This window comes from Gordonia sp. SMJS1 (assembly GCF_029866425.1).
Lineage (GTDB): Bacteria > Actinomycetota > Actinomycetes > Mycobacteriales > Mycobacteriaceae > Gordonia > Gordonia hongkongensis.
The window spans coordinates 982,772-995,170 of the sequence record NZ_CP123381.1 but is presented as its reverse complement, the minus strand read 5'-3'; the positions used below and the strand labels follow the sequence as shown (position 1 = coordinate 995,170).

At 68.9% G+C, this 12,399-nt stretch carries 11 protein-coding genes and 1 pseudogene; 1 reads left to right on the top strand and 11 read right to left on the bottom strand.

What is annotated here, in order from left to right; all coding sequences use genetic code 11:
• Positions 1-38 precede the first annotated feature (38 nt).
• From hemC to QAD21_RS04615, 4 genes are all read right to left on the bottom strand, one after another.
• Positions 39-983: a hydroxymethylbilane synthase gene (hemC, locus tag QAD21_RS04630; RefSeq protein WP_065629205.1), complete on the bottom strand. Its 945-nt coding sequence runs from the start codon at positions 981-983 to the stop codon at positions 39-41.
• Positions 980-2,359: a glutamyl-tRNA reductase gene (locus QAD21_RS04625; protein WP_226512568.1), complete on the bottom strand. Its 1,380-nt coding sequence runs from the start codon at positions 2,357-2,359 to the stop codon at positions 980-982. The genes hemC and QAD21_RS04625 overlap by 4 nt, the downstream gene beginning before the upstream one ends.
• Positions 2,356-3,162, bottom strand: a complete 807-nt coding sequence (locus tag QAD21_RS04620) for a redox-sensing transcriptional repressor Rex (protein WP_226512567.1) — start codon at positions 3,160-3,162, stop codon at positions 2,356-2,358. The genes QAD21_RS04625 and QAD21_RS04620 overlap by 4 nt, the downstream gene beginning before the upstream one ends.
• 150 nt (positions 3,163-3,312) lie before the next feature.
• Positions 3,313-3,567, bottom strand: coding sequence for a glutaredoxin family protein (locus tag QAD21_RS04615; protein ID WP_226512566.1), 255 nt, complete (start codon positions 3,565-3,567; stop codon positions 3,313-3,315).
• Between the two features lie 180 nt (positions 3,568-3,747).
• On the opposite strand from QAD21_RS04615, the gene QAD21_RS04610 reads away from it, so the two are divergent.
• Complete coding sequence (locus QAD21_RS04610; protein ID WP_068972464.1) at positions 3,748-4,875, top strand: HAD-IB family hydrolase; 1,128 nt, start codon at positions 3,748-3,750, stop codon at positions 4,873-4,875.
• A gap of 36 nt (positions 4,876-4,911) precedes the next feature.
• Here the strand turns inward: QAD21_RS04610 and QAD21_RS04605 are convergent, their stop codons facing one another.
• The 7 genes and pseudogenes from QAD21_RS04605 to proC all read right to left on the bottom strand — a co-directional run bounded on the left by QAD21_RS04605 (position 4,912) and on the right by proC (position 12,396).
• The gene (locus tag QAD21_RS04605) at positions 4,912-6,600 is read right to left on the bottom strand and encodes an HNH endonuclease signature motif containing protein (RefSeq protein ID WP_280360565.1); all 1,689 of its coding nucleotides are present in this window, start codon (positions 6,598-6,600) and stop codon (positions 4,912-4,914) included.
• Positions 6,601-6,966: 366 nt separating this feature from the next.
• A complete protein-coding gene (locus QAD21_RS04600) occupies positions 6,967-8,130 on the bottom strand; it encodes a zinc-binding dehydrogenase (protein WP_137809731.1) in 1,164 nt (387 codons plus the stop codon).
• 71 nt (positions 8,131-8,201) lie between these two features.
• Positions 8,202-9,377: a lysophospholipid acyltransferase family protein gene (locus QAD21_RS04595; protein WP_171011610.1), complete on the bottom strand. Its 1,176-nt coding sequence runs from the start codon at positions 9,375-9,377 to the stop codon at positions 8,202-8,204.
• Between the two features lie 192 nt (positions 9,378-9,569).
• Positions 9,570-10,622 carry an NAD-dependent epimerase/dehydratase family protein gene (locus tag QAD21_RS04590; RefSeq protein ID WP_058252640.1) on the bottom strand — a complete coding sequence of 351 codons (1,053 nt, stop codon included), beginning with the start codon at positions 10,620-10,622 and terminating at the stop codon, positions 9,570-9,572.
• A 97-nt stretch (positions 10,623-10,719) separates the two neighbouring features.
• Positions 10,720-10,821, bottom strand: a complete 102-nt coding sequence (locus tag QAD21_RS04585) for an AURKAIP1/COX24 domain-containing protein (protein ID WP_003402602.1) — start codon at positions 10,819-10,821, stop codon at positions 10,720-10,722.
• Between the two features lie 293 nt (positions 10,822-11,114).
• Positions 11,115-11,348, bottom strand: a complete 234-nt coding sequence (locus tag QAD21_RS04580) for a helix-turn-helix domain-containing protein (protein ID WP_004019963.1) — start codon at positions 11,346-11,348, stop codon at positions 11,115-11,117.
• A gap of 188 nt (positions 11,349-11,536) precedes the next feature.
• Positions 11,537-12,396: pseudogene (gene proC, locus QAD21_RS04575) on the bottom strand (pyrroline-5-carboxylate reductase).
• Positions 12,397-12,399 lie beyond the last annotated feature (3 nt).

Sequence of the window (12,399 nt, the reverse complement as noted above, 5' to 3'; positions counted from 1 at the left end):
CTCCTGCCCTCTCGGCGAGGGCTGCAGTTCGTTCTCTGCTAGGGAGAGTTGACGAGGTCGCCCGCTCCCAGCTCCAGCAGTTCGGCGGCGAGGTCCTTGCCCAGCTGAACGGCACGATCGACCGGACCCACCACCGAAGCGCGGATCACGTCCGACCCGTCCTCGGCCGCCACCGCCGCACGCAACGACAGTTCGGCGAAGATGCGCCCGTCCTCGTCGATCGACTCGACCACCTCGGCGATCGCACCGACCGGTGCGGTACATCCGGCTTCGAGAGCCGCGAGTACCGCCCGTTCGGCCTCGATGGCCGCGCGGGTGGACTGGTCGTCCAACTCGGCGAGAATTCTCACCAGTTCGGCATCGTCTGAGCGGCACTCCACAGCGAGTGCACCCTGCGCCGGCGCCGGCAGCATGACCACCGGTTCGAGCGCCTCGGAGACCACGTCGGTCCGTCCGATCCGCACGAGTCCGGCGCGGGCGACCACGACTGCGTCGAGTTCGCCGCTGGCGACTTTGCCCAACCGAGAGTCTAGGTTGCCTCGTAGGGGGCGGATTTCCAAACCGAGACCCAGTGCTCTAAGCTGCGCGGCCCGCCGCGGGGCCGAGGTACCGATCACCGAGCCGGGCGGCAGTTCGCCGAGCACCATTCCGTCGCGTGCGACCAGCGCATCCCGGGGATCGACGCGCGGCGGGATGGCCGCGATCGTGAGGTCGTTCTCGGGGGCGGTCGGGAGGTCCTTGTACGAGTGCACCGCGACGTCGACCTCGTTGTTCCGCAGCGCGACGCGGATCGCCGTGGTGAACACCCCGACGCCGATCTCGGTGACGGGGGCCGCCGAGGCGTCACCGGCGGTCTTGATGATGACCAGTTCGGCGGGATGTCCGGCGGCGGTCAGGGCGTCGGCGATGGTCTGCGACTGGGTCCGGGCCAGCAGCGAGCCCCGCGTACCGATCCGGATCGGCGCGGTGGAGGGTTCGCTCATCGGTCACCCAGATCGCCGGCCGCGTCGCCCGAAGGCAGGCCACCGAGATGGTCGGGAGCCGAAACCGCTTCGGCTGCACCGGGTTTGAGTTCGAACAGCTCACGCAGCGCCTCGGCGTAGTGATCCCCGTTGGGGGTCGAGGCGAGCTGCTTGACGCGCACGGTCGGTGCGTGCAGCAGCTTGTCGACGACGCGGCGGACGGTCTTGGCGACCTCGTCGCGCTGTGCGCCCTCGAGGTCGGGCAGGCGGGTCTCGAGGCGCAGGATCTCGGCCTCGACGACGTCGGCCGCGCGCTGGCGCAGGGCCGCGACGGTCGGGGTGACCTCCGCCTGACGCTGGTGCGTGAGGTAGTCGGCGAGCTCGGCGGCGACAATCGACCGGGCGGCGAGGGTGTCATTCTCGGCGGCTTGGGTCTCGGAGTCGCCGCGCAGTCCCTCGATGTCGACGATGTGCACGCCGGGCAGGCGGGCCGCGGCGGGGTCGACGTTGCGCGGGAGCCCGAGGTCGCAGATGACGAGCGGTGCTGCGTCCCCGGTACGGGCCGCGAGCGCCGAGTGCACCGACCCGACGCCGACGACCGCGCCGATCGCGCCCGTACACGTGACGACGACGTCGGCCGTGGCCATCGCCTCCGGCAGGTCGTCGAGCCCGACGCCGCGGACGCTGATGCCGTGGTTGGCGGCGATGTTGCCCGCGAGGTGGTCGGCCTTGTCGACGGTCCGGTTGACGACGACCATCTCGGTCACGCCCTCACGGGCCAGCTGCGCGGTCGCCAGACCGCCCATGGCGCCGGCACCGACGACCACCGCGCGGCGCAGGCGATGCGCGCCCGTCGCGGGATCGGCGAGCAGCGACTTCGCACGGTGCAGCGCGACGGAGACCACGGAGGCACCCGCGCGGTCGATGCCGGTCTCGGTGTGCACGCGCTTGCCGACCCGCAGCGCCTGCTGCGCCAGCTCGTGCAGCACTCGTCCGGCGGAGTCGTTGGCGTCGGCGCTGAGGTAGGCGTTGCGGATCTGACCGAGGATCTGCTGCTCGCCGACGACGAGCGAGTCGAGGCCCGCCGCGACGGTGAAGAGATGCTCGACGGCGGCCTCGGAGTAACGGACGTAGGCGTGGCGGGTCATCTCGTTGACGGTCATGCCGGAGTGGTCGCCGAGGACCGAGCCGACCGCCTCGAGCGCCGGGTGGAAGGCGTCGACGACGGCATAGATCTCCACGCGGTTGCACGTGGACACGAGCATGGCTTCGGAGATCGCCCGCGAGGAGAGCAGTTCGTCGATCAGTTTGGGGCGGTCGTGGTCGGAGACCGCCAACCGCTCGAGCACCTCGACGGGAGCACTGCGGTGCGATACCCCGAACAACAGAACACTCACGCTGTCACCGTTTCTTCACCCATCACATTTCCCTGGTGTCCGGCACTTCCCCGGTGCCCCCGCGTCGGCTTCGCCTCGCGCGCCTCCTTGACGTCGTCGCGCGGCCCGCGAGAGGCCTGGAAAGCCAACACCTGTAGTTCCAAGGCTAGATCAACTTGTCTGACGACAACATCCGACTCCGCCGGAAGCGACACGGGCGTGACGTTGAGCACCTGCCGGACACCCGCGGCCACGAATGCATCGAAGACGCGTCGGGCGTCGTCGTCGGCGGTGGCGATCACCGCGATCTCGACGGCCGGGACCACCTGTGCGCAGACGGCGGCGATGTCGGTCAGCGGGGCGACCCGCGGGCCGCCCGGCTCGAGAACCGCGCCGGTCAGGGCCGGATCGGCGTCGAACATCGCGGCGACCCGGAAGCCGCGTCCGAAGCCGGCGTGCGACAGCAGCGCACGGCCGAGCGAGCCGGCGCCCGCGAGCGCGACGGTGTGGATGCTGTCGGTGTGCAGCGTCATCGAGATCCGGGCGGTCAGCTTGCCCACGTCGTATCCGACGCCGCGCACGCCGTTGGCGCCGACGTAGGAGAGGTCCTTGCGCAGGATGGCCGGGTTGACCCCGGCTGCCGTCGCGAGCTCGCCGCTCGACGCCAGCAGGATGCCCCGACGACTGAACGAGCGCAGTACGTGCAGGTAGGTGGCCAACCGGGCAACCGTGGGACCGGGGATGTCGGTGGCGGGGTCGTCGACCGGAGGGACGGCGGACGCAGGAGGGTCGGCGTCGGCCGACTTCGCACTCTCCGCGCCCACTCGCACTCCCACACATCTGCCGGCGTCACCAGACACCGGGACCCGACTCTTCCCGACCAACGGAGGATATAACTTCCCTGTGAATCTGTTCACACGGCCCCTCGGGATCGGCGGTGCTGTGTTAGGCGTCTCGTCGAACGTGGTCGCCGATCACCGCCGCGCCGCGAGATCCGCCCGCAGACGCGGTTCGTCGACCTCCCAGTAGCTGTGCTCGTCACCGTCGAGGAGGACCACCGGGAGCCGGTCGCCGAACTCGGCGCGCACGTCCGGCCGGCCTCCTTCGGCCGCCTCGTCGACGTCGACCTCGGTGAACTCCACGCCCATCTCGGCGCAGATCCGGGTCAGTTCGGAGCGGGCCGCCGCGCACGCCGCGCACCCCGCACGGGTCAACAGTTCCACCGTCATGCCGACCATCCTCCCAGCGCAGCACCCGCGGGATCAGCCGGGTGACCCTCCCCCGCCGACGGTGTGCGGTCCGTCACCGGGCGTGGGGATCGAACGCCGGAGACCAGTCGCCCGGTTCCCAGGCGCACCACTAGGCTGTACCCGGCAAGCAGTGCTGGCGCTACGCGTGGGAGGTGGGCAGTGGGCGAGACCCCGGGCCCGGAAGACCGGCAGGACGACGAGACGCCCGACGACGCCGCACTTCTCCCGCCGAATCCGATGCAGGGCGACGGCCCGACGGGCGACGACTGGGAGGCCCACGCCGCGAGCGTGGAGTTCACCGACGACTTCGACGAGGACGCCGAACTCCACGAACTCGTCGACGACGAGACCAACCGGGTCACCACCTGGATCTCTCAGCGGGCGACCGCCGCGACCGGCCGCTTCCGGCAGACCGCGCACGAACTCCGCCAGACCCTGGCCGGTGAGGCGAGCGCGAAGGCCGCCGTCGACTCGCTGCGTTCGCGCCCGACGGCCGAGATCCCGGGCGAACCGCGGCGCGACCTCACCGCCGCCGCCTTCTTCGACGTCGACAACACCCTGGTCCAGGGCGCGTCGATCGTGCACTTCGCTCGCGGTCTCGCCGCGCGGAAGTACTTCACGTACGGCGACATCATGGATTTCGCTTGGACGCAGGCGAAGTTCCGGATCACCGGCAAGGAGAACGCGCGCGACGTCGCGGAGGGCCGGGAGAAGGCGTTGTCGTTCATCGCGGGCAAGCCGACCTCCGAACTCGTCGAGCTCGGCGAGGAGATCTTCGACGACTACATCGCGGACAAGATCTGGCCGGGTACGCGGGCGTTGGCACAGCGTCACCTCGATGCCGGACAGCAGGTCTGGCTGGTGACCGCGACACCCGTCGAACTCGCGCAGACCATCGCCGACCGGCTGGGGTTGACCGGTGCGCTGGGCACCGTCGCCGAGAGCGTCGACGGGGTCTTCACCGGGCGGCTCGTCGGCGACATCCTGCACGGCCCCGGTAAGGCCCATGCGGTGCGCGCGCTCGCGATCCGCGAGGGGCTCAACCTGAAACGCTGTACGGCGTACTCGGATTCACACAACGACGTACCGATGCTGTCGCTCGTCGGCCGCGCGGTGGCGATCAACCCCGACACGGACCTGCGCGACGTCGCCAAGGTCCGCGGCTGGGAGATGTACGACTTCCGTACCGCGCGTAAGGCCGCGAAGTACGGCGCCGGCACCGCCATCGTGCTGGGCGCCGCGGGCGGTGGGGCCGCAGCCGCGGCGCGGTTCCTGCGGCAGCGCTGATCGTTCCTGCGACGCTGCCGGCCCTAACTCCCCGGATCAGAAGGGCGGTGGGCCGAGGCGGTCGAGTTCTTCGCGGGCTCGTTTGTTGCGGGCGCGTTCTTGTCGCCGGCGGGCCAGTTTGGCGTCCAGTCGGCTGGTTGTGCGCTCCGGGTTGTCGGAGGCGATGACCCGTGGTGTGGGTGGGGCTTGGGCGGCTTGTTCGAACCGGATCCGCCGAAGGTTGGGGAAGGTGTCTTCCAGCGTTTCGGCGTCGCCGGGCAGGGTGACCCCTTCGGGGGTTTCGTATTCGGTGACCAGGCGGCCGTCGTCGTCGCGGTATTGCACATCGACCCAGTCCCCGTGGGTTTTGAACAGGTGACCGGGACGGCATTTGGCGTTGAGGTTCTCACTCGACGTCGCTCCACCGCGGGCGGGGTCGGTGTGGTCGTATTCGGTGACGTGGTCGAGATCGCAGGCGAACGCTGAACGGGTGCAGCCGGGTTCGGTGCAGTAGCCGTCGCGTACGCGTACGAAGTCAGCGCACGACGTGGTGGGCCGGTACCCGTTGCCGGGATGGGTGGCCGGATACACCACCGCGACACTCGCGGTGGTCTCGACGGGTCGATCGGGTTCGGCTGCGTCCGTTTCGTTTTCGCCGTGTGCGCCGGTCGTGGCGTCGTCGGCTCGGGTGTCCTCGGCTGGTGCCGGGCGCTGGGCGGTCCGCCGCTGGTCATCGTCGTTGGTGCTGGGGGCGGCGTAGGTGGGTTGGGTGCGGGCGGGGGTGACCGGGGACAGCGTGGCGTCCGGGCGGGCGGCGAGGTCACGGACGTGTTCGTCGCTGATGATGCCGTGTTCGTCGAGGAACCCGACCCCGGGTGCTCCGGCCAGGGTGGAGGCATCGGTGACGACATGGATCACGACCTCGGCGCGGACCGCGTCGAGGACGCTTTGCGGGTCCGGGATGTCGGCGGTGCACGGCTGTTCATCGTCGCACTGGCAGTCGAAGCTGGTGCGGGTCAACAGCGCGAACATCGCATCGGATCGTCGTATCCCCTGGGTGCGGCCATCCCGCTTGCAGACCGAGTCGGCGAGGATGGCGACGGCTTTGGCCGAGATCCGCACATTCTCCGCCGACATCACCGCGGTGAGTTCGGCAGTGCCGTCGGGCAGTTCGTGGGTCCACACCCCACGTTGATCCATCGCGTCTTTGCGGCGTTGCCGTACCGCGTCGGGGTCGTGGCGGAAGACCAGGCGGTCGACCATGTCGCGCAGGCGCGCTCGGTCCCACACACCTGTGCGGCGGCGCACGGTGTCGGCGATCTCGGCATCCAACGCGGGGGTGATGGGGTCATCGGTGGGGATCAGTTCGGTGCGGGAGATGACCAACCGGATCTGCCACTGCGACAGGACCCCGTCACGCAGCGTGTCCGCTACCTCGGGTAGCCGATCGCGCAGTGCGATGGCCTCGTCGATCAGGGTTTCGGCGTGCCGGCGGGACACCCCGGCTTGGCGGGCGATGCGGGCGACGCAATCAGCGTGGCCGTCCATCACGAACCCGGACGCGCTGGTGGTGATCAGGCGGTCGGTCATCGCCGCGATCGTCTGATAGCGGTGCCAGGTGAGGTAGGACTCGCCGCGTCGGGTGGCGTCGAGGCCGGCCATCAACATGACCATGTCGGTCTCGGCGGCGTGGGCAGGATCGACCCCGGCGATGTACTCGCCCGGTAGATCGGTCCAAGCCTTCACAACGCCCCCCGACGCTTGTTTCGTCACCCGCCCCGAGCTGGGTGAGCTGTTACCAACCAATCTAAACCCGACCACCGACAAAACGTGGATGAGTCTCCACAGCAGATGACATCGTCGTAGACGAAATGTGCGCTGGGCGTTGCGGTATGGTGCCGTCCGGGTCGGTGGTGGCTGAGATCGTCGGGTCGCCAGGTGGTTTCGACACGGCGACTCGCCTAGCGGCTCGTTGCCGGCTCAACCAGCGGAGGGGTGGGGGTGGTCGCCAGGTGGTTTCGACACGGCGCCTCGCTCCGCTCGGGGCCGGCTCAACCAGCGGAGGGGCCGCACAGTCGACGGAATCCGGCGCACGATCGACGAACCCTCCGCCTACAGCGAGTCCACCTCACTCATCGGGTCGATGAGGACCTTGGCGTGGTGTTCGGCGCCGCCGAGGGCATCGAATGCCGCTCCCACGCCGTCGAGACCGACCGTCGCGGTGATCAGCGGTGCGACGTCGACCTTGCCGTCGGCCATCATGTGCAGCGTGTCGTGGAACTCGGCGGGGTCGTAGGCGAACACGAACCGCAACTCGTGTTCCTTGTTGAGTGCCATCGCCGGGCGGAAGGTGTCGGGTTCCATGCACACCCCGACCACGACGATCCGCGACCGGAACGGCGCCTCGGACACGACGTGCTCGATCATCCCGGGCGTCCCCACACATTCGAAGACGACAGGGCCCTTCGGCGTGGCACCCAGCCGGTCGGCCATGCGGAAGACCGAGGACCATGGCGCCAGCGGAATCCGCCGCAGGGTCCGCATGGCATCGAACGCCGCGCCCAGCAGATCCTGGGCGCGAGTGATGTACTTGCCGACCTCGGCACATCGCTCGAACGGCGACGACACCGTCGGGTCGACGACGATGTCGGCCCCCACGCGATGAGCCAGCACCCGGCGGCCGGGTGACGGGTCGCTCGCGATGACCGTGCGAACTCCGTCGGCCTTCAGCATCGTGATGACGGCCAGCCCGATCGGGCCGCAACCCACGACGACCGCGACATCCCGGCGTCCCACCTCCCCGCGTCGGACCGCGTGATGGGCGACGGCCATCGGCTCGGTCAGCGCAGCATGCTCGGCGGGCAGGTTCTCCGGGATCTCGAAGGTCATGTCCTCCGACACCAGGACGAACTGGGCGTACCCGCCCGGCGCGGACTCCGACAGTCCGGTCAGGTGGGCGTCGGCGCCGTGCCGGATCATCGGGACCGACACCACCGGGGTCCCGGGAGACCAGCGTTTACGGCAACCGGGCCCGTAGGAGACCACCTCGCCGGCGAACTCGTGTCCCATGACCACCGACTGCCCGGATCGCATGAATGCGTCGTAGCCGACCTCGGCGGACACCTGCGCCGTGGCATCGGCATGGACCCGGGCGTGCAGGTCCGAACCACAGATGCCCGCGCGGAGAACGCGGAGCAGTACCTGACCCTTGCCGGGCTCCGGGGTGGGGATCTCCTCGACCGTCAGCTCGCCCTGCCGGCACACGACTGCACGCATGCTCCATGAGTATCAGCTGACGGACCGGAACGGGCGTCGAACGCGCGCCACGCCCCCGCGCGACACCGAGCTCAGCCGAAGTAGACGCTTCCGCGCCGGCTCAGCATCCGGAAGAGGGTCTGCTGGATCTCTTCGCGCACGTGGTCGGTGAGATCGAAGACCACCATCGGGTCGTCGGCGGACGCCTCGTCGTAGGAGCCGGTCTCGATGGGCCGGCCGAAGTGGATGTGCCACTTCGACGGCAACGGCACCATGCCCAGCGGCCCGAGCCACGGGAACAGCGGGGTCACCGGGAAGTACGGCAGGCCGAGGATCTTGGCGAGCGGCTTGAGGTCGGCGAGCATCGGGTAGATCTCCTCGGAGCCGACGATCGACACCGGGATGATCGGCGCGGCGTTGCGCAGCGCGGTCGTCACGAACCCGCCGCGGCCGAACCGCTGGAGCTTGTAGCGGTCCTTGTACAGCTTGCCGATGCCCTTGTACCCCTCGGGCCAGACCGCGGTCAGCTCACCCGCGCGCAGCAGACGGTCGGCGTCGGAGTTGCACGCCAGCGTCGCACCGATCCGCCGCGCGACCTCACTGACGCCCGGCGTGTCGAAGGCCATGTCGGCGGCCAGGACCCGCAGGTACCGGCCCTCCGGGTGGTTGTCGCGCACGGCCAGCGAGGTGATCACGGCGTCGACCGGGATCGTGCCCGCGTGGTTGGCGACCAGGAGCGCCCCACCCTCGCGCGGCAGGTTCTCCACACCGGTGACCTCGACGCGGAACCACTTCTCGTAGACCTGCCGGATCGCCGGGAACCACACCGATTCGGTGAAGTGGGGATCGAATCCGAACTCGTCGACCTCGTACTCCCCCGCCATCCGTTCCCGGATGAACCCGGCGGTCGAGGTGAGGGTGTCGGCGACCGCGCCGCGCAGACCGCCCAGGCTGAACAGCGGACTCGATTTCGACGGACCGCGATGTTCGACGCCCAGCGCCTCGTCGGGAAGGGTGATCTCGTCGCTGATCGGGGTCACCTGCGCGGGCGCGCGGCCGAACCCATCGGTGTTGGGGTGTCCGAGCGTCGACGATCCCCGTTGCGCCGCTGCGCTTTTCGATCGTTCACGACCGACCTGCTGACTCGGATGGCGTCGGCGACCCGATTCCCGGACACCCCGGGCATCGGGACCCGTCGGCGATGTGTAGAGCTGAATGACTTTCGCGGTACGTGCATCTGTCGCTCCGCCACCTGCCAAAGTGCTCACCCCTAGCTGAGTCCTGGGTTCGAAATCCGGGCCGGGTCTGGGCTCGGGTTGCTGCCGGCACTCGGACCGCCGGGGCGAACGAGTCGCGGCGTAGGAGCGCTGGGCGCGATGTGGGTCTGGCGTCCAAGTCTAGAGGTTGCACCCACGTTGCGCATGCTCACGGCGACTTCGCCGCCATCATGACCCTGAATTTCACTGCAACTGGTGGGCGGCCGACACGACCCGTCGCTCGAACGATCTCCACGAATCGGACCCGATCACCGGCGTCACCCCGCTGCGTTCGATGAAGTCGTCCAACGTCTCCAGCGTCGTGTACCGCGGGACGAAGCCGAGTTCGGTCCGCATGCGGGTCGTGTCGAGCACCCGGCCGTAGGTGAGGAACTCCGTCTGCGACGACCGCAGCTTCGCCGACCGCAGGTCCTGGAACACCCCCGCGATCGGCGCCAGCAGACTGCTCGGAACAGGCAGTTCGATGTGCCCGACGCGTCGGATCGCCTGCGTGAGCGTCACCACGCCCTCGCCCGAGATGTTGTAGGTGCCGACCTTCCCGGCGAGGGTGACGTGCTCCATCGCCGCAAGCGCATCCTCCTCGTGCAGGAACTGCAGGCGCGGCTGGAATCCGATCACCGTCGGCACGACCGGCAGGGAGAGGTACGAACTCATCCGGGTGGTGATGCGCGGACCCAACATGGCCTGCGGGCGGACGATGGTGATGTCGATGTCCTGACGCCGCCGACCGAGGCCGCGGACGTAACCCTCGACGTCGAGTAGATCTCGACCGTATCCCCGCTTCGGCTCCCGGGGAGCGCGCGTCTCCTCGGCGAAGTGCGACGGGTCGCGGCTGCCCGCGCCGTACACCATGGCGGTGGAACGCAGCACGAGACGCTTCACCGATGGTGTGCGCTGGCAGGCCGCGCACACCTGCATCGCCCCGACGAGGTTGAACTCCTTGATCGCAGGGGAGTGCGGGGCGGTGTCGGCGATCGACGTCGCGGCGTGGACGACCGTGTCCACGTCATAGGCGGCGAGCGCCTTCGCGATCGTGGGACGCCGGATGTCCACCCGGAGGAACTCCGCTCGCCCCATCCGGCGGAGGAGATCCTTGCGCGGCACCCGCGAGTCCACGGCGAGCACCTTCTCGATGTCCGGATTGGCCGCGAGACGGGCCACCAGGTAGCCGCCGAGGAAGGTCGACGCCCCGGTGACCAGGACCACCCTGGGGGGTGCGGAGGTGGATTCGGCCATGCCCCGAGGCTATCGCCAGTCGGGCGTTCCGGCGCACCGAGGAGGCCCGGGACGACAAAAGGACCCGCCGTAGCGGGTCCTGATGCCGAAGAAAAGCCTATTTACCGAGTTTGCGACGCTGCACCCGGGTCCGACGCAGCAACTTGCGGTGCTTCTTCTTCGACATGCGCTTGCGGCGCTTCTTGATCACTGAACCCATCGGGGCGCTTCCTCACGATTGACACTGATGTACTTGTTCGGCCCTGGTCTGCACTTCAGCCGGGTACGGCGCCGGGAGCGAAGCGACGAGCGGCGGTGTGTCACGTAGGGCTCACCGGCGCATCCAGGTACGCGACCACCGAGCCTACCGGGCGGCACGCCGGATCGGGAAATCGCGATGGCCAACGAGCGGCGGCCGGGGACGCCCACACGCAAAAGGCCCCGTGACCGGCGTGGGCCGGTCACGGAGACCTTTCGAAGAAACTGCTGTTCAGGCGTGGTGCGAAAGCCGGATCAGCCGGCGTCGAAGTACGACGTCTCCAGGTAGTCGTGGACCGCTTTCGCGTGCACACGGAACGAGCGTCCGACCCGAACCGCGGGCAGTTCGCCGTTGTGGACGAGACGGTAGACGGTCATCTTCGAAACGCGCATCAACGATGCAACCTCGGCGACGGTGAGAAACTGCGACGCCGAAGCCGCGTTGCTCACTGCGCCTGTCCTGTCACCAGGAGTGTCTGCAGGTGCCATGAATCACTCATACCTCCGGTGCACGCGTCGCGGCCGCAGGCTTCCCCTCCTGCGGACATCAGACACGCACGTGCTTAAAGAAGCTTAGCGTGGCAGATGTGAAAAAAGCGACGTGAGAGACCGGTATTTCTGAGATTCCTGTGACTCGACCCCAACATGCTGGGGTTTGTCGGCCGTTCGACCACAATTCATGGGGTGTCGGTGACGGCGTGTCCCTGCGCCAAACCCTCGACTTCCACTCGACGTCCGCCGCGGGCGCTGGCGGCCGCGCAGGCACGAGTCGCCTGGTACACCGCGTGCCGCAGACCGTTGGCCTCGAACTCCCGGATCGCCTCGGCGGTGGTTCCGCCGGGCGAGGTGACGGCCGCACGCAGGTCGACCGCGGACAGCCCCGAGTCGCTCAGCAGGATGCCCGCGCCGCGAATGGTCTGCACCGCCATCTCCGAGGCCTGGGCACGGGTGAGCCCCAAGCCGACGCCGGCGTCGATCATCGCCTCGGCGAGCAGGAAAACGTAGGCCGGACCGGAACCGGACACCGCGGTGACCGCGTCCATCTGCTTCTCCGGCACAACCGTCACCCGGCCGACCGTCTGCAGAATCTTGACCACCGCCTGCAGCTGTTCGTCGCCGACGTACCGGCCGGCCGAGACCGCCGACATCGCCTCGTTGACGAGCATCGGGGTGTTGGGCATGACCCGGATGACGGGCGACCCGGCCTGCAGCGCGCTCTCGTAGCGCGACAGGGCAGGCCGGCCACCAGGGTCACGGTCACTCGCTCGGATTCCGCGTTGTCCTCCGCCGAGGCGAGGATGCGCAGGATCGAGTCGACGTCGTCGGGCTTGATCGCCAGGAACACATACTGCGCCGACTCGGCCGCGCTCTTGACGTCGGTGACCAGCACGCCGTACTCCTCGGCGATCTCGGCGGCGCGGCTCTCCACCCGCTCGGCGACGACGAGGTCCTTGGTGGGGGTGCCTGCACCGATCAGACCGGCGAGCAGTGCCTCACCGATCTTGCCTCCGCCGATGATGGCGATGCGTTCGGACACGGA

Bases quoted from the DNA above. Each gene is read 5' to 3' on its own strand.
- QAD21_RS04615 (WP_226512566.1), bottom strand. From the start codon at position 3,567: ATGACGGTGGAACTGTTGACCCGTGCGGGGTGCGCGGCGTGCGCGGCG.
- hemC (WP_065629205.1), bottom strand. From the start codon at position 983: ATGAGCGAACCCTCCACCGCGCCGATCCGGATCGGTACGCGGGGCTCG.
- QAD21_RS04590 (WP_058252640.1), bottom strand. From the start codon at position 10,622: ATGGCCGAATCCACCTCCGCACCCCCCAGGGTGGTCCTGGTCACCGGG.
- QAD21_RS04600 (WP_137809731.1), bottom strand. From the start codon at position 8,130: ATGCGTGCAGTCGTGTGCCGGCAGGGCGAGCTGACGGTCGAGGAGATC.
- QAD21_RS04585 (WP_003402602.1), bottom strand. From the start codon at position 10,821: ATGGGTTCAGTGATCAAGAAGCGCCGCAAGCGCATGTCGAAGAAGAAG.
- QAD21_RS04580 (WP_004019963.1), bottom strand. From the start codon at position 11,348: ATGGCACCTGCAGACACTCCTGGTGACAGGACAGGCGCAGTGAGCAAC.